This window comes from Pseudomonas sp. S3E12 (assembly GCF_001702295.1).
Classification (GTDB): domain Bacteria; phylum Pseudomonadota; class Gammaproteobacteria; order Pseudomonadales; family Pseudomonadaceae; genus Aquipseudomonas; species Aquipseudomonas marginalis.
Window position 1 is genome coordinate 196834 of the sequence record NZ_MBDT01000022.1, and the last position, 22165, is coordinate 218998.

24 protein-coding genes are annotated in these 22165 nt (G+C 61.7%); all 24 read right to left on the reverse strand.

All coding sequences use genetic code 11. The features are described from left to right. Positions 1-19 precede the first annotated feature (19 nt). Positions 20-541, reverse strand: coding sequence for a toxin-activating lysine-acyltransferase (locus BB029_RS20240; RefSeq protein WP_065940548.1), 522 nt, complete (start codon positions 539-541; stop codon positions 20-22). Between the two features lie 11 nt (positions 542-552). After that, positions 553-2298 (reverse strand): ShlB/FhaC/HecB family hemolysin secretion/activation protein, encoded by a 1746-nt coding sequence (locus tag BB029_RS20245; RefSeq protein WP_253491629.1) that lies wholly within the window; start codon positions 2296-2298, stop codon positions 553-555. A 188-nt stretch (positions 2299-2486) separates the two neighbouring features. Continuing rightward, a complete protein-coding gene (locus BB029_RS20250) occupies positions 2487-2879 on the reverse strand; it encodes a DUF2802 domain-containing protein (RefSeq protein WP_065924146.1) in 393 nt (130 codons plus the stop codon). Next, positions 2880-3362 carry a chemotaxis protein CheW gene (locus tag BB029_RS20255; protein ID WP_005790025.1) on the reverse strand — a complete coding sequence of 161 codons (483 nt, stop codon included), beginning with the start codon at positions 3360-3362 and terminating at the stop codon, positions 2880-2882. Between the two features lie 81 nt (positions 3363-3443). Continuing rightward, entirely contained in the window at positions 3444-4238 is a 795-nt protein-coding gene (locus BB029_RS20260; protein WP_027603875.1) for a CheW domain-containing protein, read from the reverse strand. A gap of 2 nt (positions 4239-4240) precedes the next feature. Further along, positions 4241-5029, reverse strand: a complete 789-nt coding sequence (locus tag BB029_RS20265) for a ParA family protein (RefSeq protein ID WP_065924144.1) — start codon at positions 5027-5029, stop codon at positions 4241-4243. 51 nt (positions 5030-5080) lie between these two features. Then, entirely contained in the window at positions 5081-5968 is an 888-nt protein-coding gene (motD, locus tag BB029_RS20270; protein ID WP_065924143.1) for a flagellar motor protein MotD, read from the reverse strand. Between the two features lie 142 nt (positions 5969-6110). After that, the gene (locus BB029_RS20275) at positions 6111-6851 is read right to left on the reverse strand and encodes a flagellar motor protein (RefSeq protein WP_027603872.1); all 741 of its coding nucleotides are present in this window, start codon (positions 6849-6851) and stop codon (positions 6111-6113) included. Continuing rightward, on the reverse strand, positions 6851-7984 hold the full coding sequence (locus BB029_RS20280) for a chemotaxis response regulator protein-glutamate methylesterase (protein ID WP_065940550.1): 1134 nt from the start codon (positions 7982-7984) through the stop codon (positions 6851-6853). The genes BB029_RS20275 and BB029_RS20280 overlap by 1 nt, the downstream gene beginning before the upstream one ends. Before the next feature lie 48 nt (positions 7985-8032). After that, the gene (locus BB029_RS20285) at positions 8033-10249 is read right to left on the reverse strand and encodes a chemotaxis protein CheA (protein ID WP_065940551.1); all 2217 of its coding nucleotides are present in this window, start codon (positions 10247-10249) and stop codon (positions 8033-8035) included. Positions 10250-10260: 11 nt separating this feature from the next. Further along, positions 10261-11049 (reverse strand): protein phosphatase CheZ, encoded by a 789-nt coding sequence (locus tag BB029_RS20290; RefSeq protein ID WP_027603869.1) that lies wholly within the window; start codon positions 11047-11049, stop codon positions 10261-10263. A gap of 18 nt (positions 11050-11067) precedes the next feature. Further along, entirely contained in the window at positions 11068-11442 is a 375-nt protein-coding gene (locus BB029_RS20295; protein WP_160385018.1) for a chemotaxis response regulator CheY, read from the reverse strand. A 170-nt stretch (positions 11443-11612) separates the two neighbouring features. Then, positions 11613-12353, reverse strand: coding sequence for an RNA polymerase sigma factor FliA (gene fliA, locus BB029_RS20300; RefSeq protein ID WP_065924972.1), 741 nt, complete (start codon positions 12351-12353; stop codon positions 11613-11615). Continuing rightward, the gene (fleN, locus tag BB029_RS20305) at positions 12350-13183 is read right to left on the reverse strand and encodes a flagellar synthesis regulator FleN (protein ID WP_003192912.1); all 834 of its coding nucleotides are present in this window, start codon (positions 13181-13183) and stop codon (positions 12350-12352) included. Before fleN ends, fliA begins: the two co-directional genes overlap by 4 nt. A 105-nt stretch (positions 13184-13288) precedes the next feature. Then, positions 13289-14605 carry a flagellar biosynthesis protein FlhF gene (flhF, locus tag BB029_RS20310; protein WP_065940552.1) on the reverse strand — a complete coding sequence of 439 codons (1317 nt, stop codon included), beginning with the start codon at positions 14603-14605 and terminating at the stop codon, positions 13289-13291. A 12-nt stretch (positions 14606-14617) separates the two neighbouring features. After that, positions 14618-16732, reverse strand: coding sequence for a flagellar biosynthesis protein FlhA (gene flhA / locus BB029_RS20315; protein ID WP_301294696.1), 2115 nt, complete (start codon positions 16730-16732; stop codon positions 14618-14620). A 237-nt stretch (positions 16733-16969) separates the two neighbouring features. Beyond that, complete coding sequence (locus BB029_RS20320; protein WP_065940553.1) at positions 16970-17176, reverse strand: cold-shock protein; 207 nt, start codon at positions 17174-17176, stop codon at positions 16970-16972. 116 nt (positions 17177-17292) lie between these two features. After that, a complete protein-coding gene (flhB, locus tag BB029_RS20325) occupies positions 17293-18429 on the reverse strand; it encodes a flagellar biosynthesis protein FlhB (RefSeq protein WP_065940554.1) in 1137 nt (378 codons plus the stop codon). A gap of 3 nt (positions 18430-18432) precedes the next feature. Beyond that, positions 18433-19218: a flagellar biosynthetic protein FliR gene (gene fliR / locus BB029_RS20330; protein ID WP_027603864.1), complete on the reverse strand. Its 786-nt coding sequence runs from the start codon at positions 19216-19218 to the stop codon at positions 18433-18435. Positions 19219-19222: 4 nt separating this feature from the next. Then, positions 19223-19492 (reverse strand): flagellar biosynthesis protein FliQ, encoded by a 270-nt coding sequence (gene fliQ, locus BB029_RS20335; protein WP_027603863.1) that lies wholly within the window; start codon positions 19490-19492, stop codon positions 19223-19225. Positions 19493-19510: 18 nt separating this feature from the next. Continuing rightward, the gene (fliP, locus tag BB029_RS20340; RefSeq protein ID WP_065940555.1) at positions 19511-20254 is read right to left on the reverse strand and encodes a flagellar type III secretion system pore protein FliP; all 744 of its coding nucleotides are present in this window, start codon (positions 20252-20254) and stop codon (positions 19511-19513) included. Next, a complete protein-coding gene (gene fliO, locus BB029_RS20345) occupies positions 20254-20688 on the reverse strand; it encodes a flagellar biosynthetic protein FliO (RefSeq protein ID WP_065940556.1) in 435 nt (144 codons plus the stop codon). Before fliO ends, fliP begins: the two co-directional genes overlap by 1 nt. A gap of 1 nt (position 20689) precedes the next feature. Further along, positions 20690-21157, reverse strand: coding sequence for a flagellar motor switch protein FliN (gene fliN / locus BB029_RS20350; protein WP_027603860.1), 468 nt, complete (start codon positions 21155-21157; stop codon positions 20690-20692). Between the two features lie 38 nt (positions 21158-21195). Continuing rightward, positions 21196-22164: a flagellar motor switch protein FliM gene (fliM, locus tag BB029_RS20355; protein WP_065924963.1), complete on the reverse strand. Its 969-nt coding sequence runs from the start codon at positions 22162-22164 to the stop codon at positions 21196-21198. Between the last annotated feature and the right edge of the window lies 1 nt (position 22165).

Genomic DNA, 22165 nt, shown 5'->3' on the forward strand with positions numbered 1-22165 from the left:
TCCTTTGCGCGGAGGCTGATCAGAGCGCGTCGCTGGGTAACGGGTGAGTGGCAAACCAGGCTTTCGCCTCCAGATCCAGGACGGCGATCCCCTGGAAATTCATGACGCGTAAACCGCGCTCATCGCCTCGGTGGTAAAGCGAACGGCAGATGCGATTGGGCCACAGGCGCCGACGTAGCAAGCTCATGACACGCGGGGTGTGACCAAACGGCGCGACCCAGTCGTTGACCCAGGTGCGTTCGCCGCTGTTCCAGTCCTCCGGCGGCAGGCACACCGCCGGCTCGCGCAAGTAACGCGCTTCGGCCTCGGCACTGAGGTTCAGCCACGACAGGAAAAACACCGGGCGCCCGTCTTCGCTGATCAAAATGAACTGGCGCTGCTTGATGGCGGGCAGCAACAGGGTCGACAGGCTGTGCAACGGCGCATCCCGGTGTGCAGTGGAGTGCATCCACAGCCAGACCGCCGAGCCCAGCACCTGGGCTTCGTCGATGGGGCTGTCGGCCCGTTCGGGGGCCAGCACGTGCAGGGTGTCGTAGCGCATGGTGGTCTCCTTCAAAATGACCAGTTGGCGCTGAAGCCACTGGTCACGTCGGCGGTCTGGAACCCCTTGGGTTTTTCCAGGGGTTTGCCGGTGTAGAGGTCGTAGGAAAACTGCTTGTAGCCGCCGCGCAGGCCCACCACCGCACCGGCCAGGCGTCGCCCCGAGAGGTACTGGGTGGAGTGGCCACCGACTTCGCCGTAGTCCACGCCCAGGTACAGCTCCTGACCGGTATTGGCCAGGCTCAGGCCCAGGTCGTTGCTGAACGTCCAGCCGCGCTCGGCGGACAGGATCTGCTCGCCGTCGAAGCCACGCACGGTGTAGCGCCCGCCGATCGAAAAACGATCCTGCGGGATCAGCGGCGTGCGGTTCCACTGTCCGCGCCAGCCGGCGATGTAGCGCAGCCGCTGCTCGCCCAGGGTGAACGGCAGTTGCAGTTGCGCGTTGGCGGAAATCACCTGCGAGCGCGAGGTACCTTCGCCGTTCTCTTCCTCGGGCGCACGCAACGCGTCACGGGCACCGGTGCCCCGGCGATAGCCGACGCCGAGGTCGAGGGTGCTGGCACCGATGAACTCACGGTGGTTGATCCCGGCCATCCAGCCCGCCATGCGCCGGCGCTGCAGTTCAATTTCGGTGTCTTCGATATAGTTGCTGGAGGTGCGGCTCCAGCCGCCGACAGACACGGTGGTCTTGCGCACCGCATCGCGATAGATCACCCGCGACAGCTGGATTTCGTTGGTACGGCTGCGGCCACTGTAGGAATACGCTTGGTTAACCCCGGCAATCGTCTGGTGGTAGTCGTACTCGCTGGAGGTCAGGCTCAGTTGCCAATAGTCGTAGGGCACCGAGTAATGCACGGTGTGGCCCTTGGAACCGCGGTCGCCACTCTGGCCGCCGCCCAGGTCGTGGTTGAAGCTGATGTAGAACAGGTCGTTGAGGGTGGCGAGGTTGTCCAGTGACAAGGCGACGTTACCCTGGTACTTGCCGGTCTGCTTGCTGCCGGAGTCGTCCACCGACAAGCTGACCCGCACCGGTATGGCCTGCTTCCAGGCGATGACCACGTCGCTTTCTCCAGGCTGCGCGTCGTTACCCTCGGCCGGGGTGATCTGCACATCCGCTTCGGCGGTGGGCACGCGCTTGAAGTTCTCCAGCGCCTGTTCGATATCGCGCAGGTTGAGCACGTCGCCGGCGGACGCGGGCATGGCGTTCCAATAGTGGGCGCGTGCGGAGGTGCCTTCGGCAAAACGGATGTGCTTGATCCGGCCCGGCACCAGCACCAGCGACAGGGTACCTTGGTTCAGGTCCTGGGCTTGGGCGAGTACGCGGGTGGTGATGAAGCCCTTGGCGATAATCGCGTTCTGGATGCGCTTCATCGTCAGGTTGATGCCGCCGGCACCGACGCAACGTCCTTGCACAGGATCATCGGCCGGGTTGGCGGCACGCAGGGCCCACTGGAAATCCTCGGACTGGTCGCCAGTGAGCACCACGCGGTCGATCTTGAAGCAGGGCGTTTCGTTACGCGGCAAACGCAGGCCACCGGCGTTGTCTTGTGGCGCTTGCAGGCGTACGTCGGGAGACGGCTCCAACTGCTCGCGCTGGGCGCGCTCACGTTGTTGCTGCAACAGCAATTGTTGCGCAGGCGCCTGGGGCTCAGCCGCCAGCACCGCAACACTGGTAAAGAAACCAACAAAGGAGCAGGCGGCGACGCAAGACTGCAGCAAAACAGAGGGTTTTGTTCGAGAGAGAGCGTCGACAGGCATTTCGCATCCTTGTGAATGAAACTTCCTACATGCGCAGGTTGGTCATCACAAAGACGTAAAAGTGCCATGGAAAAGCATGGCAATGTGACACATTCGACACAATCGGCCACAGCCGACACCCTTGAGCCTCAAGCCTGAAGGCTCTAGCTCAAGGCATACAGAGGTATTTCAGGGTTTACACAGCGCAATCAGCTTTTGTGTAATTTACTCATCAACTGCGCCTCAGCCTGGGTCAAGCCACACGATTGGGTCAGTTCATCCACGGTAGCGCCCATGCCCACCAGCTTCGCCGCCTGGGCAAATGACAGGCTGGAAGGGTCACGCTGCTCGATCTGCGCCAGCTTGTCCGGCAACGGCGCGAGAATGGCGCGCAGTTCATGCACCTCGTCCCCGACCTTCACCGCACTCTGCTGGAAGTGATCGACCCGCTTGACCAGCTCCAGCACCCGTCGATCACGCACCGCATCGCGCTCGGCCTGCTGCATCGCCAATTCGCGCTGCTGGCGTATATAGCGCAGCAGAAAACCCAGGGTCCCGGCCCACAACAGGGCCAGGACAATCACCGCGACCTCAAGGAACAATCAGATGCTCTCCAGTTCCGACCATTCTTCTTCGCTCATCATTTTGTCCAGCTCAACCAGAATCAACAGTTCGTTGTTCTTGTTGCACACGCCCTGGATGAACTTGGCCGATTCCTCGTTGCCCACGTTCGGCGCGGTTTCCACTTCCGATTGGCGCAGGTAGACCACTTCCGCGACGCTGTCGACCATGATCCCGACCACTTGCTTGTCGGCCTCGATGATGACGATACGCGTGTTGTCACTGACTTCGACCGTGTCCAGGCCAAAACGCTGGCGGGTGTCGATCACCGTCACCACGTTGCCGCGCAGGTTGATGATGCCCAGCACATAGCTTGGCGCACCGGGAACCGGAGCGATCTCGGTGTAGCGCAGCACTTCCTGCACGCGCATCACGTTAATACCGTAGGTTTCGTTGTCCAGTTTGAAGGTAACCCATTGCAGGATCGGATCATCCAAACCTTGTGCGGACGCTGACTTGTTCATATCTCTGACCCCTTCAAATGCCGATGTAGGCGGCGTGTGTACTTCTTTTGGCCGCACACTCGTGCGGCCCTTGTTGTCCCATCAACTGCGTTTGTTCACCGGCATCGCTTTAACCGCACCGCTGGCGATCAACTCGGCCAGTTCGGCAACGTCCAGCAACGCGCACATGTGTTCGATCACGGTGCCTGCCAGCCAGGGCCGCTGGCCCCGATGGCTGCGCCATTTGATTTCATTCGGGTCCAGGCGCAGCGAACGGCTGACTTGATGCACCGCCAGCCCCCATTCGTAGCCCTGCACCGAGATCACGTATTGCAGGCCTTGGCGGAAGTCATCGCGGTAGCGGTCGGGCATCACCCAGCGCGCGGTGTCCAGCACCTTGAGGTTACCGGCCTGGCTCGGCAGGATGCCCAGGAACCATTCCGGCTGCCCGAACAATGGCGTCAATTCCTGGCCTTCCAACGAATAGATCGAGCCCAGGCACACCAAAGGCACCGCCAGGGTCAACCCGGCGACGTCGAACAGCAAACATTCAAATGGCTCGGCCGCCCAGGCCGGCCGATCATCGCCGCTCACCGGCGGTGGCGTGATGCTCGGTGGCAGGTGCACTTCCACGACCGGCTCGACCACCGCAGGTACGACGGGCGCGACCACCGGGACGCTGACCGGGACGACGAGTGCATCGCGGGCCTGCTCTTCCAATACAGCCAACTGGAACTCATCCAGGCTGCTTGAGGACGGCACTTCGACCGCCGGCTCCAGCACCAGGATAGGCTCCTGTAATTCTTCCGCGGTCGCGTCCTGCAGCAAGGCATCCAGGTAGGATTCCAGTGCCAGTTGCGGGCGGGTCTTGACCTTGAGTTCGACGGGACGGTTCATCATCAGGCCACCTGCGCCACAAGCTGCTGGGACAGCAGGTGCTTGAGCAACGCCCGGTAGGCCAGCACACCGCGGCTTTTGCCGTCGAACTGCGACGGCGTGAGCCCGGCCCGACTGGCATCACGCAGGCGGGTGTCCACCGGGATGTAGCCGTTCCAGATAGTCTCCGGGTAGGCATCGCGCAGGACGCGCAAGGTGCCCAGGGACGCCTGGGTGCGGCGGTCGAACAGGGTGGGCACGATGCTGTACGGCAACGCCTGTTTGCGCGAACGGTTGATCATCGCCAGGGTGCTGACCATGCGCTCCAGGCCCTTGACCGCCAGGTGCTCGGTCTGCACCGGGATCACCAGTTGCTGGCTGGCCGCCAAAGCGTTGACCATCAGCACGCCGAGCAACGGCGGGCTGTCGATGATGGCGTAGTCGAAGTCCTGCCACAGTTGCGCCAGGGTCTTGGCGATCACCAGGCCCAGGCCGCTCTGCCCCGGCGACTGGCGCTCCAGGGTGGCCAGCGCGGTACTCGACGGCAGCAGGGAAATGCTTTCGTTACTGGTGGGCAGCAGCAATTGCCCGGGCAGGTCGGCCGGTACGTTGCCTTTGTGCAGGAACAGGTCGTAGTTGCTGTGCTCCAGCGCATCCGGGTCGTAGCCGAAATAGCTGGTCATCGAGCCGTGGGGGTCGAGGTCGACCACGACCACACGCTTGCCCGCCTCGGCCAGCAAGCCGGCTAAAGCGATGGAGGTGGTGGTCTTGCCGACTCCACCTTTTTGATTGGCAACTGCCCAGACTCTCATTCGGATGGTTCCTCCCGGTGGGCACGCGCGCGACCGAGACATTGCATAAGGTTATTGAGCCGGCGACGGAGAATTGACGGCACTCTGCTGAACCGGCGGCTTTGCAGGGGCCGGTGCAGTTTGTGTGCCAGCGCGCTTCAAGGCCGCATCCGGTGTTGCATTGGCGGTACCGGTGCCGGTCAGGCTACGGCGCACTTCCAGGTTTCGAGACACCACCAGCACCACCCGACGGTTGCGTGCGCGGCCTTCGAGCGTGGCGTTATTGGCCACCGGCTGGAACTCGCCATACCCCACCGACGCCAGGCGCCCAGGGTTCACGCCCTGCATCGCGAGCATGCGCACGATGCTCGCGGCACGGGCCGATGACAGCTCCCAGTTGGTCGGGTACTGCGCGGTACTGATCGGCACATTGTCGGTAAAGCCTTCAACGTGGATCGGGTTTTCAAACGGTTTGAGGATCGCCGCCACCTTGTCGATGATGGTGAACGCCTGGTCGCTGGGCAATGCATCGGCACTGGCGAACAGCAGGCTGGAATTGAGCTCGATCTCCACCCACAACTCATTGCCGCGCACGGTCATCTGGTTGGAGCTGATCAGGTCGCCAAACGCGGCACTGATGTCATCGGCGATGCTTTTCAGCGGATCACTGGTGCCGCCCACGCCGGCAGCGGTTTCGTCGCTGTCGTTGACCAGCGGCTTGGCCGGGGTCACGGTCTTGGGCCGTTCTTCGCCAATAGGGATCGGCTTGAGCGAACGGTCGGCATCGTTGAACACGCCGATCAACGCCTGGGAAATGACTTTGTACTTGCCTTCGTTGATCGACGAGATGGAGTACATCACCACGAAAAAGGCGAACAACAAGGTGATGAAGTCCGCATAGGACACCAGCCACCGCTCGTGGTTGACGTGTTCTTCAGGCTCGCGACGGCGACGGCTCACAGGCGATTACCTCCGCAAAACAAATCAACTGTAGGAGCGAGCTTGCTCGCGAAAAACCCGAGAGCAACGCGTTCATCCAGGATGCCCGCGTTATCGTTGACGATTTTCGCGAGCAAGCTCGCTCCTACAGGGTGCATGACCATCAATCCATGAAGCCCTGGAGCTTCAATTCGATGGAGCGCGGGTTCTCGCCCTCGGCAATCGACAGGATGCCTTCGAGCAGCATCTCGCGATAGCGCGACTGGCGCATGGCAATCGACTTGAGCTTGCTGGCCACCGGCAACAGCACCAGGTTGGCACTGGCCACCCCGTAGATGGTGGCAACGAACGCCACGGCAATGCCGCTGCCCAGTTGCGACGGATCGGCCAGGTTGCCCATCACGTGGATCAGGCCCATCACCGCGCCGATGATGCCGATGGTTGGCGCGTAGCCGCCCATGCTTTCAAACACTTTGGCGGCGTTGATGTCGCGGCTTTCCTGGGTGTAGAAATCCACCTCGAGGATGCTGCGGATCGCTTCCGGCTCGGCGCCGTCCACCAGCAATTGCAGGCCTTTGCGCGAATAGCTGTCGGGTTCGGCATCGGCCACGCCTTCGAGGCCCAGCAGGCCTTCCTTGCGCGCGGTGAGGCTCCAGTTGACGACGCGATCGATGCCACCGGCCAGGTCGACACGCGGCGGAAAAATGATCCAGATGAGGATTTGCATCGCGCGCTTGAACGAACTCATCGGTGACTGCAGCAACGCGGCGCCCACCGTGCCGCCAATCACGATCAGCGCCGCCGGGCCGTTGGCCAGGGCGCCCAGGTGACCGCCTTCGAGGTAGTTGCCGCCAATAATGGCGACAAACGCCAGGATGATGCCGATCAGGCTCAATACATCCATCAGAGGCAGGCCTCCACCAGATGCCTGCCGATGTCGTCCAGGCTGTAGACGGCGTCGGCCAGGTCAGCCTTGACGATGGCCATGGGCATGCCATAGATCACGCAGCTGGCTTCGTCCTGGGCCCAGATCGCACTGCCGCCCTGCTTGAGCAGGCGCGCGCCTTCACGGCCGTCGGCGCCCATGCCGGTGAGCACCACCGCCAGAACTTTGTCGCCGTAGGACTTGGCCGCCGAACCGAAGGTGATGTCCACGCACGGCTTGTAGTTAAGGCGCTCATCGCCCGGCAGGATTTTGATCGCGCCACGGCCGTCGACCATCATCTGCTTGCCGCCCGGAGCCAGCAACGCCAGGCCAGGACGCAGGATGTCGCCATCCTCGGCTTCCTTGACGCTGATGCGGCAGAGCTTGTCCAGGCGCTCGGCAAAGGCCTTGGTGAACGCGGCGGGCATGTGCTGGATCAACACGATCGGCGCCGGGAAGTTGGCCGGCAATTGGGTCAACACGCGCTGCAAGGCGACCGGGCCGCCGGTGGAGGTGCCGATGGCGACCAGTTTATAGGCCTTGCGCTTGGGCGCAGGCGAATGGGCCGCCGCCGGTGCCGACGTTCGTACCGGTGGCGTGGCAGGCCGTGCAAGCGGCGCTGGCGCGGGGCGACTGAACGAGGAACTGGTGGGGGCAGCCGGCGCAGCCACCGGTGCCGGCGCAGGGGCTGGCGCGCTGAACAGGCTGCGGCGGTTGCTGCGGGAAATACTGTGGACTTTCTCGCACAGCAGTTGCTTGACCTTCTCGGGGTTGCGCGAGATGTCTTCGAAATTCTTCGGCAGGAAGTCCACCGCCCCCGCATCCAGCGCGTCGAGGGTCACTCGGGCGCCTTCGTGGGTCAGCGAGGAGAACATCAATACCGGGGTCGGGCAGCGTTGCATGATGTGCCGGACTGCCGTGATGCCATCCATCATCGGCATCTCGTAGTCCATGGTGATCACGTCCGGCTTCAACGCAATGGCTTGATCAATCGCCTCTTTGCCGTTGGTGGCCGTGCCGACCACCTGGATGCTTGGATCGGCGGAAAGAATTTCCGAGACGCGGCGGCGGAAGAAACCCGAATCGTCCACCACCAGGACCTTGACTGCCATAAACACTCCGTTAGGTGGGGCGGGCAATACCGCCCTGCCCCACCAGAATCAAATACGCCGAGCGGCGTAACGCTTGAGCATGCTCGGAACATCGAGAATCAGCGCGATCCGACCGTCACCGGTGATAGTCGCGCCCGACATGCCCGGGGTTCCCTGCAGCATTTTGCCCAAAGGCTTGATGACCACTTCTTCCTGGCCCACCAGTTGATCGACGACAAAGCCGATACGCTGGGTGCCCACGGAGAGGATCACCACATGGCCTTCGCGCTGCTCTTCATGGGCGGCCGATGCAACCAGCCAGCGCTTGAGGTAGAACAGGGGCAACGCCTTGTCCCGCACGATCACCACTTCCTGGCCGTCGACCACGTTGGTGCGCGACAGGTCGAGGTGGAAGATCTCGTTGACGTTGACCAGCGGGAAGGCGAACGCCTGGTTGCCCAGCATCACCATCAGGGTCGGCATGATCGCCAGCGTCAACGGCACCTTGATGACGATCTTGGAGCCCTGGCCCTTGGTCGAGTAGATGTTGATCGAGCCGTTGAGCTGACTGATCTTGGTCTTCACCACGTCCATGCCCACGCCACGGCCCGACACGTCGGAAATCTCGGTCTTGGTCGAGAAGCCAGGGGCGAAGATCAGGTTGTAGCACTCGGTGTCGGTCAGGCGGTCGGCGGCGTCCTTGTCCATCACGCCACGCTTGACCGCGATATTGCGCAAGATGGTCGGGTCCATGCCCTTGCCGTCATCGGTGATCGACAGCAGGATGTGGTCGCCTTCCTGCTCCGCCGCCAGGATCACTTTGCCGCCACGGGACTTGCCCGAGGCTTCGCGTTCTTCCGGGGTTTCGACACCGTGGTCGACAGCGTTGCGCACCAAGTGGACCAGCGGGTCGGCCAGGGCCTCGACAAGGTTCTTGTCGAGGTCGGTTTCTTCACCCACCAGTTCCAGATTGATCTCTTTCTTCAGCTGGCGCGCGAGGTCGCGAACCAGGCGCGGGAAGCGACCGAAGACTTTCTTGATCGGCTGCATCCGCGTTTTCATCACCGCGGTCTGCAGGTCGGCGGTGACCACATCGAGGTTCGACACGGCCTTCTGCATGGCCTCATCGCCGCTGCTCAGGCCCAGGCGCACCAGGCGGTTACGCACCAGTACCAGCTCGCCGACCATGTTCATGATGTCGTCCAGCCGCGCGGTATCGACCCGTACGGTGGTTTCGGCTTCACTGGCCGGTTTTTCCGCGACCGGGGCCGCAGCGGCACGCGCTGGAGCCGGGGCAGCAGCCGGCGCAGGCGCAGGCTTGGCGGCGGGCGCGGCGGCTTTGGCGGCAACCGGTGCCGCCGTGGCTGCAGCGGCGGCCGGAGCGACTTCGGTGAACTTGCCCTTGCCGTGCAGATCGTCCAGCAGTGCTTCGAATTCGTGATCGGAGATCAACCCATCGTCCGCAGGCTTGGCGCCGGCAGCGGGTGCTGCCGGGGCCGCGGCCGTCGCGGCGACGGCCGGCAAGGCATCGGCCGCGAAGGTGCCCTTGCCATGCAACTGGTCGAGCAACGCTTCGAATTCATCGTCAGTGATGTCGGTGCTGGCAGAAGCGGCAGGCGCATCCGCAGCACCGGCGGCGGCACCGGCAGGCGCCACGGCGTCGGCGGCGAACTGGCCCTTGCCGTGCAATTGATCGAGCAGGGACTCGAACTCAGCGTCGGTAATGTCCTCGCTGGTCGGCGCGGCAGCCGGGGCAACCGCCGCCGGCGCTTCGGCTTCGGCCTTGACGGCACTGAGGGAGCTGAGCAGTTGCTCGAACTCACTGTCCGTCACATCAGGCTCCGCCACCGGTTCCGGCTCGGGCGCGGCTTCGACCACCGGCGCTACCGAGGTGTCGGCCGGCTCTGCATAACGCGCCAGGGCGGCCAGCAGTTCCGGAGTGGCTGCGGTGATCGGGGCACGCTCGCGCACTTCGCTGAACATGCCGTTGACCGCATCCAGTGCTTCGAGAATCACGTCCATCAACTCCGAATCAACGTGACGCTCACCCTTGCGCAGGATGTCGAACACGTTCTCGGCGATGTGGCAGCACTCCACCAGCTCATGGAGCTGGAGGAAGCCGGCGCCCCCTTTTACAGTATGAAAACCGCGAAAAATTGCATTGAGCAGGTTCGCATCATCCGGGCGGCTTTCCAGCTCGACCAGTTGTTCGGACAGTTGCTCTAAAATTTCGCCGGCCTCTACAAGGAAATCCTGAAGGATCTCTTCATCGGCGCCGAAGCTCATGTGGGTGCTCCTTAGAAGCCTAAACTGGATAACAGGTCATCTACGTCATCCTGACCTGACACAACGTCTTCACGTTTATCGGCATGAATCTGCGGACCTTCACCCTTGGCGAGATGTTTTTGTGGATCTTTTTCAGAGAGGATCGCTTCGCGGTCATGTTCGATGCCGGCAAAACGGTCGACCTGGCCGGCCATGAGTACCAATTTGAGCAGGTTGCTTTCCACTTCGGTGACCAACTGGGTCACACGCTTGATCACCTGACCGGTCAGGTCCTGGTAATCCTGGGCGAGCAGAATGTCATTGAGGTTGCTGGAAACCATGCGGTTTTCCTGCTCGCTGCGTGACAAGAACCCTTCGACCCGACGGGCCAGCTCACGAAACTCTTCCGCACCGACTTCACGGCGCATGAAGCGGCCCCAGTCAACGCTCAGGGCGTGGGCTTCCGTGGCCATGCCGTTGACCAGGGGCGTGGCGTTTTCCACCAGGTCCATGGTGCGGTTAGCCGCCGCCTCGGTCAGCCTGACCACATAGGACAGGCGTTCGGTGGCGTCGGTGATCTGCGAAATCTCTTCGGCCTGGGGCATGTGCGGGTCAATCTGGAAATTGACGATCGCGCTGTGCAGCTCGCGTGTGAGCTTGCCCACTTCCTGGTACAGGCCTCGGTCACGGGTCTGGTTGAGCTCATGGATCAACTGCACCGCGTCGCCGAACTGGCCTTTTTCAAGGCTGTCAACCAACTGGTGAGCATGCTTTTTCAGGGTCGACTCAAAGTCTCCCTGTGACGTTTCTTTATGCTCCATAGCTCCCCCGCGATGGCATCAGCCGTGGATGCGTTCGAAGATCTTTTCGATCTTCTCTTTCAAGGCCTGTGCAGTGAATGGTTTGACCACGTAACCGTTGACCCCGGCCTGGGCGGCTTCGATGATCTGTTCACGCTTGGCTTCGGCGGTCACCATCAACACGGGAAGGCTGCGCAATTTTTCGTCGGCACGCACGTGGCGCAACAAGTCGATGCCGGTCATGCCCGGCATGTTCCAGTCCGTTACCAGAAAGTCGATGCTCCCGCTGTTGAGGATCGGAATCGCCGTCAGGCCGTCATCCGCCTCGACCGTGTTTGTGAACCCAAGGTCACGCAACAGGTTTTTTATGATCCGCCGCATCGTTGAGAAGTCATCAACGATGAGGATTTTCATGTTCTTGTCCAATTCGACCTCCAAGCAGTCTTAAACGCGCCCAGCACCTGGACGCGCCATTTCAATCAACAGGCATTACACAAAAAGGACTGCCGAGGGCACCACGGCCCGAGCCCGCGAAGGCCTATCACCTTCGCGGTATCGCTTTGCAATGCTCCCCACACTGCCTGTCAGCGCGCTCGCCACTCTCCCAGACGCCCCCGCAAGCGGGCCGCGCACTGGCTGTGCAACTGGCTGACACGAGATTCGCTGACCCCCAGGACCTCACCGATTTCCTTGAGGTTCAGCTCTTCGTCGTAGTACAGCGCCAACACCAACCGCTCGCGCTCCGGCAAGTTGGCAATGGCGTCCGCCAACGCCCCCTGGAAACGTTCATCTTCCAGGTCACGCGACGGCTCCATATGCGTGCTCGCGCCGTCCTCATGCAGCCCTTCGTGTTCGCCGTCCTGTAACAGGTCGTCGAAACTGAACAGGCGGCTGCCCAAGGTATCGTTCAAAATCCCGTAATAATCGTCGAGACTCAATTGGAGTTCGGCCGCAACTTCGTGATCTTTAGCGTCGCGACCGGTTTTTGCTTCAATTGCACGAATTGCGTCACTGACCATGCGTGTATTGCGGTGCACCGAACGCGGCGCCCAGTCACCCTTGCGCACTTCGTCGAGCATCGCGCCACGGATGCGGATCCCCGCATACGTCTCGAAGCTCGCGCCCTTGCTCGCATCGTACTTGGTCGACACTTCGAGCAGGCCGATCATGCCCGCCTGGATCAGGTCTTCGACCTGGACGCTGGCGGGCAGGCGTGCCAGCAGGTGATAGGCAATGCGCTTGACCAGTGGCGCATAGCGCTCGATCAACTCGCCCTGGCTGTCACGGGCAGATTTCTTGTACGCGTTATAGCCGTTCGCTGTCATAGCACCGGTCCTGCACTCGTCTGATGCACCAATCGCTCGACGAAAAACTCCAGATGCCCCCGAGGGTTGGCAGGCAACGGCCAGGTATCGACCTTCTGGGCAATAGCCTTGAACGCCAATGCGCACTTGGAACGAGGGAACGCTTCGTAGACTGCACGCTGCTTTTGCACAGCCTTGCGCACACACTCGTCGTAGGGAACTGCACCGACGTATTGTAAGGCGACATCGAGAAAGCGATCCGTGACCTTGGTCAACTTGGCGAACAGGTTGCGGCCTTCCTGCGGGCTCTGGGCCATGTTGGCCAGGACGCGGAAGCGGTTCATGCCGTAGTCACGGTTAAGCAGTTTGATCAGGGCGTAGGCGTCGGTGATCGAGGTGGGTTCATCGCAGACCACCAGCAAGACTTCCTGCGCCGCGCGCACGAAGCTGACCACGGACTCGCCGATCCCGGCGGCGGTGTCGATCACCAGCACGTCGAGGTTGTCGCCGATGTCACTGAATGCCTGGATCAGGCCGGCATGCTGCGCCGGGCTCAGGTGCACCATGCTCTGGGTACCGGAGGCGGCCGGCACGATGCGGATCCCGCCAGGGCCCTGGAGCAGCACGTCGCGCAGCTCACAGCGCCCCTCGATCACATCGGCCAGGGTATGTTTGGGCGTCAGTCCCAGCAGAACGTCGACGTTCGCCAGCCCCAGGTCAGCATCCAGCAGCATGACGCGACGGCCAAGCTCTGCCAGGGCCAGGGACAAATTCACTGACACGTTAGTTTTCCCGACGCCACCTTTGCCGCCGGTCACCGCGATCACCTGTACGGGATGCATGCTGCCCATTTTATTTCTTTACCTTGTCTTGCTTAGACGCAGGCTACATGGCTTGGCCGCGTGAATCGCTTGCAGACCATCGATGTAGGTACATTTCACGGTGTTCATCGCACCTCAACCCACCCGTTTTGCCGGGTTGTGGTAAAGGTCGGCGAACATATCGGCCATCGCTTCCTCGCTAGGCTCTTCTTGCATTTGCACGCTGACGGCGCGGCTGACCAGCTGATGACGGCGCGGCAGATGCAAATCATCCGGGATCCGCGGCCCGTCGGTCAGATAGGCAACCGGTAGTTCATGGCTGATAGCCAGGCTCAACACTTCGCCCAGGCTGGCGGTTTCATCCAGTTTAGTCAGGATGCAGCCGGCCAGACCGCAACGCTTGTAGCTATGGTACGCAGCGGTAAGTACCTGTTTCTGACTGGTGGTTGCAAGCACCAGGTAATTTTTCGACTTGATGCCACGCCCGGCCAGGCTTTCCAGTTGCAGGCGCAACGCCGGATCGCTGGCCTGCAGGCCGGCGGTGTCGATCAGCACCACGCGCTTGCGCAGCAACGGATCGAGCGCGTTGGCCAGGGACTGGCCCGGGTCGACGTGGGTGACCGGTACATTGAGGATACGGCCCAGGGTCTTGAGCTGTTCCTGGGCGCCGATGCGGTAGCTGTCCATGCTCACCAGTGCGATGTTGTTCGCGCCGTACTTGAGCACATAGCGCGCCGCCAGCTTGGCCAGGGTGGTGGTCTTGCCCATGCCGGCAGGGCCGACCATGGCGATCACACCGCCCTCTTCCAGGGGTTCGATTTCCGGGGTGGCGATCATCCGCGCCAGGTGGGCCAGCAACATGCGCCAGGCCTGGCGAGGCTCTTCGATTTCGGTGGTCAGGGCCAGCAGGTCGCGGGACAACGGGCCGGACAGGCCGATGCGTTGCAGGCGGCGCCAGAGGTTGGCCTGGTGCGGTTTGCTGCCTTGCAGTTGGGTCCAGGCCAGCGAACCCAGTTGCACTTCCAGCAGCTCGCGCAGGCCGTTGAGTTCAAAACGCATGGAATCGAAGACACGCTGGTCGACTGCTGCAGCCGGGGCTGGCGCGGCAGGACGCGGCGGTTCGATGAACGTTGGCTCAACCAGCGGCTCGGCGGCGGTCAGCGGCAGGCCGGCGAACAACTGGCGATTGGTGGAGGCATCGCTGTCGCCACGCATGCTCAGTTCAGCCTGGGCCGAGACGATGCGCGAAGCGGTCTTGCGCAGCTCGTCTTCGAGCTCCATGTTCGGCACACGCGGCGCCAATGCCGAGGGGGTGTAGTCCAGGGCAGCCGTCAGCTCGACACCGCCGGCAATACGACGGTTACCGATAATCGCGGCATCGGCGCCCAGCTCATCGCGGACCAGTTTCATGGCCTGACGCATATCGGCGGCGAAAAAACGCTTAACTTGCATAACCCACTACCCTCAGCCGTTGGGCCCTACTGTCGCGACGATAGTCACTTGCTTGTTGTCAGGAATTTCCTGATAAGCCAAAACGTGCAAATTCGGTACTGCCAGACGTCCAAACCGCGACAACATCGCCCGGACCGGACCCGCCACCAGCAGAATCACCGGTTGGCCCTGCATTTCCTGGCGCTGTGCGGCGTCGATCAACGAACGCTGCAGTTTCTCAGCCATGCTTGGCTCCAGCAGAACGCCCTCTTCCTGGCCTTGTCCTGCCTTCTGAATACTATTGAGCAATATTTGTTCCAACCTTGGTTCCAAGGTGATCACAGGCAGCTCGGAGTCAAGCCCTACAATGCTTTGCACGATGGCGCGGGACAATCCGACACGCACCGCCGCCACCAGCGCGGCAGTATCTTGACTCTTGGCGGCATTGTTGGCGATAGCCTCGGCAATGCTGCGAATGTCGCGTACCGGCACCTGTTCGGCCAGCAGCGCCTGCAGCACCTTGAGCAATTGCGACAACGACAGCACGCCCGGCACCAGCTCCTCTGCCAGTTTTGGCGAGGCCTTGCCCAGCAAACCCATCAATTGCTGGACTTCTTCGTGGCCGATCAGCTCGTGGGAGTGCTTGTACAGGATCTGGTTGAGGTGGGTGGCGACCACGGTACTGGCGTCCACCACGGTGTAGCCCAGGGACTGCGCCTGGCTGCGCTGGCTGACTTCGATCCACACCGCCTCCAGGCCAAAAGCCGGATCTTTGGCGGTAATGCCGTTGAGGGTGCCGAACACCTGGCCGGGGTTGATTGCCAGCTCGCGGTCCGGGTAGATCTCGGCTTCGGCCAGGATCACGCCCATCAGGGTCAGGCGGTAGGCACTCGGGGCCAGGTCGAGGTTGTCACGGATATGCACGGTGGGCATCAGGAAGCCCAGGTCCTGGGACAGCTTCTTACGCACGCCCTTGATCCGCGCGAGCAACTGGCCTCCCTGGTTGCGGTCCACCAGCGGAATCAAGCGGTAGCCAACTTCCAGGCCGATCATGTCGATCGGGGTCACGTCGTCCCAGCCCAACTCCTTGGTTTCCTGGGCGCGGGCCGGGGATGGCAGCAGTTCCTGCTGGCGGGCGATCTCTTGCTGGGCCTGGACCTTGACCGCATTCTGCTTTTTCCAGAACAGGTAGGCACCACCGCCCGCCATGGCTGCCATGCTCAGGAACGACACATGGGGCATGCCCGGCACGATCCCCATGATCGCCATGATGCCGGCCGCCACGGCCAGGGCCTTGGGCGAGGCAAACATCTGGCGGCTGATCTGCTTGCCCATGTCTTCGGAGCCCGACGCACGGGTCACCATGATGGCGGCAGCTGTAGATAACAACAGTGATGGCAATTGCGCCACTAAACCGTCACCGATGGTCAGCAGGGCGTACACCTTGCCCGCATCGCCGAAGGTCATGCCGTGCTGGAAGATCCCGACCGCCATGCCGCCGATCAGGTTGATGAACAGGATCAGCAGGCCGGCGATGGCGTCACCGCGCACGAATTTGCTGGCACCGTCCATGGAACCGTAGAACTCGGCTTCCTGGGCGACTTCCAAGCGGCGGGTCTTGGCCTGGTTCTGGTCGATCAGGCCGGCGTTGAGGTCGGCGTCGATAGCCATCTGCTTGCCGGGCATGGCGTCGAGGGTAAAGCGTGCGCTCACCTCGGAGATCCGCCCGGCGCCCTTGGTCACCACCACGAAGTTGATGATCATGAGGATCGCGAACACCACGATACCGACCACGTAGTTACCGCCGATCACCACCTCACCGAAGGCCTGGATCACCTTACCGGCAGCGGCGTGACCGTCCTGGCCGTGGAGCATCACCACACGGGTGGACGCCACGTTCAGCGCCAGGCGCAGCAGGGTGGCCACCAGCAGGATCGTCGGGAACACCGCGAAATCCAGCGGCCGCAAGGCGTAGACGCACACCAGCAGCACGACGACGGACAGGGCGATGTTGAAGGTGAAGAACACGTCCAGCAGGAACGGCGGCATCGGCAACATCATCATTGCCAGCATGACCAGCAGCAACAACGGCACACCCAGATTGCCCCGCGAGAGGTCAGTCAGGGTGCCACGGGCCGTGCTGAACATTTGAGAGCGATCCACCACCGGTATTCCTCGTTTCCTTGAAGCAAACTTTTGACGCCGGGAGGCGTCCTGGAGGCGGTATTGCAAGAAGCCTTCCAACTTTGCTTTTGAGGAGGTGGATCGCTACAGGCGCCCGAGTTCTATCGGATGTAAACACTCCAACTGCGGGAGGGGAAAAGCCCCCTCCCATAGTCGGGTATGTGTACATCCATTGCCGACAGCGAAACTAGCGCCCACGGGCTAGCTCACAGTTTTAACTTCAGTTGCCTGCAGTCCCTTGGGACCGTTGACAAGCTCGTATTCGACCTTTTGGTTTTCATCCAGGCTTTTGAAACCGCCGGAAACGATCCCCGAGTAATGCACAAATACATCTTCAGAACCGTCGTCCGGCTTGATGAAACCAAACCCCTTTTCTGCGTTGAACCACTTTACGATGCCGGTTGCCATTAACCTTCTCCACCCTGCTTGTTTTAAGACCTGAGCCTTATCAAACGCGCTGGAAATAAGATTGACTACTGTCAAAGTTGACAGGTAGACGGCAGTTAGTGACGAGTGGTAGGAGATCAGGAATCGCGGCGCAACTCCGGCGGAATCGGCAGATCCCTGAGTGGATCCGGGCGTTTGCCCTTCCCTGCACGGTACTGGCGAATCTGATAGACATATGCCAACACCTGGGCCACGGCCAGGTACAACCCCGCCGGGATTTCCTGGTCGAGGTCGGTGGAGTAGAAGATCGACCGCGCCAGCTCCGGCGATTCCAGCAGCAGGATGTCGTGGGCCACGGCGATTTCGCGGATTTTCAACGCGGTAAAGTCGCTGCCCTTGGCCAGCAGCATCGGTGCGCCGCCCTTCTCCGGGTCGTACTTGAGGGCCACGGCATAGTGGGTCGGGTTGGTGATGACCACGTCGGCGTCGGGCACCGAGGCCATCATCTTGCGCTGGGACATTTCCCGCTGCAGCTGGCGGATGCGTTGCTTGACCTCGGGGCGACCTTCCTGGTCCTTGTGCTCGTCGCGCACTTCCTGCTTGGTCATCAGCAGTTTCTTGTGGCTTTCCCACAACTGGATCGGCGCATCCACCGCCGCGATGATGATCAGCCCGGCGGCCATCCACAGCGCACTCCAGCCCACCACCTGCACGCTGTGGATGATCGCCGACTCCAGGGGTTCATGGGCGATGCGCAGCAGGTCGTCGATGTCGGCCGACAACACCATCAGCGCCACGAACAGAATCAGGATGAACTTGGCCAGGGCCTTGAGCAGCTCCACCAGGGCCTTGGCGGAAAACATGCGCTTGAGCCCCGCCGCGGGGTTCATGCGGCTGAACTTGGGTGCCATGCTGCCGGCGGCGAACAGCCAGCCGCCGAGGGCGACCGGGCCGATCAGTGCGGCCAGCAGCAGGGTGATCAGGATCGGCTGCACCGCCAATATCGCGATCTTGCCCGAGTGCAGCAGGTATTGGCCCATGGAGCCGGGGTTGAGCAACACATCGCGGGGCAAGGTGAAGTTGTGCTTCATCAGCTCCATCAAGTCCAGCGCCAGGCCACCGCCATAGATCAGCAAGGCACCGGACCCGGCCATCATGGTCGCAACGGTGTTGAGTTCCTTGGAGCGAGCAATCTCGCCCTTTTCCCTGGAGTCCTTTTTACGTTTCTCCGTGGGGTCTTCTGTCTTGTCCTGACCACTCTCGCTCTCGGCCATGGCTCAGCGCGCCCGTGCCAGATCACGTAAGAACTGCAAGGCGTCGGTCGCCAGCGGTTGATACTGATTGAGAATGTCAGCCAGGCCGACCCAGAAAATCCCCATGCCCAGCACCAGGGTCAAGGGGAAACCAATGGAGAAAATATTCAGCTGTGGCGCCGCGCGGGTCATGACGCCAAACGCGATGTTGACCACCAGCAAGGCCGTGATCGCCGGCAGTACCAGCAACAGCGAGGCACCGAGCACCCAACTGAGACGCCCCACCAGCTCCCAGAAGTGATTGACCACCAGCCCGGAGCCTACCGGCAAGGTGGTGAAGCTTTCGGTCAACACCTCGAACACCACCAGGTGGCCGTTCATGGCCAGGAACAACAAGGTCACCAGCATGGTCAGGAATTGCCCTATCACCGCTGCCGACACGCCGTTGGTGGGGTCGACCATGGACGCGAAGCCCATGCCCATCTGGATCGAGATAATTTGCCCGGCAATCACAAACGCCTGGAAGAACAGTTGCAGGGAAAAGCCCAGCAGCGAGCCGATCAGGATTTGCTCGGCAATCAGCATCAAGGCACTGAGGTCGAGTGCGTTGACCGGGGGCATCGGCGGCAGGCCCGGCACCAGCACCACGGTGATCGCCACGGCGAAATACAGGCGGATACGGCGTGGCACCAAGGTAGTACCGAACACCGGCATGCTCATCAGCACCGCCGTCACCCGGAACAACGGCAGGATGAACGAGGCTACCCACGTGCTGATCTGGGTGTCGGTCAATGCCAGCAAGGACTGCATCGGGTCAGCCGATCAACTGCGGAATACTGCCGTACAGCTGCAGGATGTATTCCATGAAGGTTTGCACCAGCCACGGGCCGGCGACAATCAGGGTGATCAGCATCACCAGCAGACGCGGCAGGAAGCTCAAGGTCTGTTCGTTGATCTGGGTCGCGGCCTGGAACATCGCCACCAGCAGGCCCACCAACAGGCTCGGCACCACCAGCACGGCAACCATCACGGTGGTCAGCCACAGTGCTTCACGGAACAGGTCGACGGCAACTTCTGGGGTCATGCTGCTTCACCTAACACATCACACCCCTCCGAAACTGCCGGCCAACGTGCCGATAATCAGCGCCCAACCGTCCACCAGCACAAACAGCATGATCTTGAACGGCAATGAAATAATCAGCGGCGACAGCATCATCATCCCCATGGCCATCAGCACGCTCGCCACCACCAGGTCGATGATCAGGAACGGGATAAAGATCATGAAGCCGATCTGGAACGCGGTCTTCAGTTCCGAGGTGACGAACGCCGGCACCAGGATGGTCAGCGGCGCCTGGTCCGGCGTCGCGATGTCGGTACGCTTGGACAGGCGCATGAACAGCTCAAGGTCGCTGGAGCGGGTCTGCGACAGCATGAAATCCTTGATCGGCCCTTGCGCCCGGTCAATCGCGACCTGAGCCGTGATGGTCTCGGCCAGGTACGGCTGCAGGGCTTGCTGGTTCACCTTGTCGAACACCGGCGCCATGATGAACATTGTCAAGAACAACGCCATGCCGGTGAGGATCTGGTTCGACGGCGTCTGCTGCAGGCCCAGGGCCTGACGCAGGATCGAGAACACAATGATGATCCGCGTAAAGCTGGTCATCAGCATGACAAACGCCGGGATAAAGCTCAGCGCGGTCATGATCAGCAGGATCTGCAGGCTGACCGAATACTCCTGGGCCCCCGCCGCGTTGGTACCCAGCGTAATCGCCGGGATCGACAACGGGTCGGCGGCCAGCGCCAATGGCGCGGCCAGCAACAGCATGAGCGTCAATAAAACGCGCATTACTTCTTATCCTTCTGATCCTTGCCCAGCAATTCCATCAGGCGCTGGGCGAATTCTGGCGTGGCGGGCTGGGATTGGGTGGTTGGCACCGGGGTCTTGAGCACGTGCAGCGGCGTGATTCGGCCGGGGGTAATGCCCAGCAGGATCTGTTCCTCGCCCACTTGCACCAGCACCAGTCGGTCTCGCGGGCCAAGGGCGCGCGAGCCGATCATTTCGATGACCTGGGCATTGCCCGGGCCGATGCTCTGCACGCGACGCATCAGCCAGGCCAACACGAAGATCAAGCCGACCACCAGCAACAGGCCCAGCACCAGCTGCGTCAGTTGCCCGCCGACACTGCCGCCGACGGGCGCAGCGGCAACCTGGGCCACCGGCTCCGCCGCCCACGCCGCCAATGGCAGCGCGGCGAACAGTCCCACCATCAGCCGTTTCATATCAGCGCAACTTCTTGATGCGTTCGCTTGGGCTGATCACGTCGGTCAGGCGGATGCCGAACTTTTCGTTGACCACCACCACTTCGCCGTGGGCGATCAGAGTGCCGTTGACCAGCACGTCCAGCGGCTCACCGGCCAGGCGATCCAGCTCGATCACCGAGCCCTGGTTGAGTTGCAGCAGGTTGCGGATGTTGATGTCGGTACTGCCCACTTCCATCGAGATCGACACCGGGATGTCGAGGATCACGTCGAGGTTCGGCCCATCGAGGGTCACCGGGTCGTTGTTCTTCGGCACGCTGCCGAACTCTTCCATGGGCAGGCGATTACCCGCTGGTGCTGTGGCGGCATCAGCGGCCAGCAGTGCGTCGATATCGTCCTGGCCAACATCGCCGGTCTCTTCCAGGGCCGCAGCCCACTCGTCAGCCAGGGCCTGGTCTTCGGCGGAAGTGTTTTCGTGTTCGGTAGCCATTACATGTCCTCGGCGGAGCAAACATTCATAAATAGGGATCAGCGACGGTTGATCGGCTCAACCACTTGCAAAGCGAGGTTGCCCTTGTGGGACCCCAGCTTGACCTTGAACGACGGCACGCCGTTGGCGCGCATGATCATTTCGTTCGGCAATTCGACCGGAATAATGTCCCCCGGCTGCATGTGCAAAATATCCCGCAGGCGCAACTGGCGCCGGGCCACGGTGGCGCTCAGCGGCACGTCGACATCCAGCAGGTCTTCGCGCAGGGCCTTGACCCAGCGTTCGTCCTGGTCGTCCAGGTCGGACTGGAAACCGGCGTCGAGCATTTCGCGCACCGGCTCGATCATCGAATACGGCATGGTCACGTGCAGGTCGCCGCCACCGCCATCGAGCTCGATGTGGAACGTGGACACCACAATGGCCTCGCTCGGCCCGACGATGTTGGCCATGGCCGGGTTCACTTCCGAGTTGATGTACTCGAAATTGACTTCCATGATCGCCTGCCAGGCTTCCTTCAAGTCAATGAAGGCCTGCTCCAGCACCATGCGCACCACGCGCAATTCGGTGGGGGTGAATTCACGGCCTTCGATCTTGGCGTGACGGCCGTCACCGCCGAAGAAGTTGTCCACCAGCTTGAACACCAGCTTGGCGTCGAGGATGAACAGCGCGGTACCGCGCAATGGCTTGATCTTGACCAGGTTGAGGCTGGTGGGCACGTACAGCGAGTGCACGTACTCGCCGAACTTCATCACCTGCACGCCGCCCACCGCCACGTCCGCCGAGCGGCGCAGCATGTTGAACATGCTGATCCGGGTGTAACGGGCGAAACGTTCGTTGATCATCTCAAGGGTCGGCATGCGTCCACGGACGATGCGATCCTGGCTGGTCAGGTCATAACTTTTGACGCTGCCGGGCTCGGCAGCCATTTCAGTCTGTACCAGACCGTCGTCGACGCCATGCAACAGCGCGTCGATTTCATCCTGGGACAGCAGGTCCTGCACGGCCATG

Excerpts from the sequence above, each read along its gene's own strand:
- BB029_RS20240 (WP_065940548.1), bottom strand. The coding sequence starts at position 541 with ATGCGCTACGACACCCTGCACGTGCTGGCCCCCGAACGGGCCGACAGC.
- BB029_RS20245 (WP_253491629.1), bottom strand. The coding sequence starts at position 2,298 with ATGCCTGTCGACGCTCTCTCTCGAACAAAACCCTCTGTTTTGCTGCAG.
- BB029_RS20255 (WP_005790025.1), bottom strand. The coding sequence starts at position 3,362 with ATGAACAAGTCAGCGTCCGCACAAGGTTTGGATGATCCGATCCTGCAA.
- BB029_RS20260 (WP_027603875.1), bottom strand. The coding sequence starts at position 4,238 with ATGAACCGTCCCGTCGAACTCAAGGTCAAGACCCGCCCGCAACTGGCA.
- BB029_RS20265 (WP_065924144.1), bottom strand. The coding sequence starts at position 5,029 with ATGAGAGTCTGGGCAGTTGCCAATCAAAAAGGTGGAGTCGGCAAGACC.
- BB029_RS20275 (WP_027603872.1), bottom strand. The coding sequence starts at position 6,851 with ATGGATGTATTGAGCCTGATCGGCATCATCCTGGCGTTTGTCGCCATT.
- BB029_RS20280 (WP_065940550.1), bottom strand. The coding sequence starts at position 7,984 with ATGGCAGTCAAGGTCCTGGTGGTGGACGATTCGGGTTTCTTCCGCCGC.
- BB029_RS20285 (WP_065940551.1), bottom strand. The coding sequence starts at position 10,249 with ATGAGCTTCGGCGCCGATGAAGAGATCCTTCAGGATTTCCTTGTAGAG.
- BB029_RS20290 (WP_027603869.1), bottom strand. The coding sequence starts at position 11,049 with ATGGAGCATAAAGAAACGTCACAGGGAGACTTTGAGTCGACCCTGAAA.
- BB029_RS20295 (WP_160385018.1), bottom strand. The coding sequence starts at position 11,442 with ATGAAAATCCTCATCGTTGATGACTTCTCAACGATGCGGCGGATCATA.
- fliA (WP_065924972.1), bottom strand. The coding sequence starts at position 12,353 with ATGACAGCGAACGGCTATAACGCGTACAAGAAATCTGCCCGTGACAGC.
- fleN (WP_003192912.1), bottom strand. The coding sequence starts at position 13,183 with ATGGGCAGCATGCATCCCGTACAGGTGATCGCGGTGACCGGCGGCAAA.
- flhF (WP_065940552.1), bottom strand. The coding sequence starts at position 14,605 with ATGCAAGTTAAGCGTTTTTTCGCCGCCGATATGCGTCAGGCCATGAAA.
- flhA (WP_301294696.1), bottom strand. The coding sequence starts at position 16,732 with ATGTTCAGCACGGCCCGTGGCACCCTGACTGACCTCTCGCGGGGCAAT.
- BB029_RS20320 (WP_065940553.1), bottom strand. The coding sequence starts at position 17,176 with ATGGCAACCGGCATCGTAAAGTGGTTCAACGCAGAAAAGGGGTTTGGT.
- flhB (WP_065940554.1), bottom strand. The coding sequence starts at position 18,429 with ATGGCCGAGAGCGAGAGTGGTCAGGACAAGACAGAAGACCCCACGGAG.
- fliR (WP_027603864.1), bottom strand. The coding sequence starts at position 19,218 with ATGCAGTCCTTGCTGGCATTGACCGACACCCAGATCAGCACGTGGGTA.
- fliQ (WP_027603863.1), bottom strand. The coding sequence starts at position 19,492 with ATGACCCCAGAAGTTGCCGTCGACCTGTTCCGTGAAGCACTGTGGCTG.
- fliP (WP_065940555.1), bottom strand. The coding sequence starts at position 20,254 with ATGCGCGTTTTATTGACGCTCATGCTGTTGCTGGCCGCGCCATTGGCG.
- fliO (WP_065940556.1), bottom strand. The coding sequence starts at position 20,688 with ATGAAACGGCTGATGGTGGGACTGTTCGCCGCGCTGCCATTGGCGGCG.
- fliN (WP_027603860.1), bottom strand. The coding sequence starts at position 21,157 with ATGGCTACCGAACACGAAAACACTTCCGCCGAAGACCAGGCCCTGGCT.
- fliM (WP_065924963.1), bottom strand. The coding sequence starts at position 22,164 with ATGGCCGTGCAGGACCTGCTGTCCCAGGATGAAATCGACGCGCTGTTG.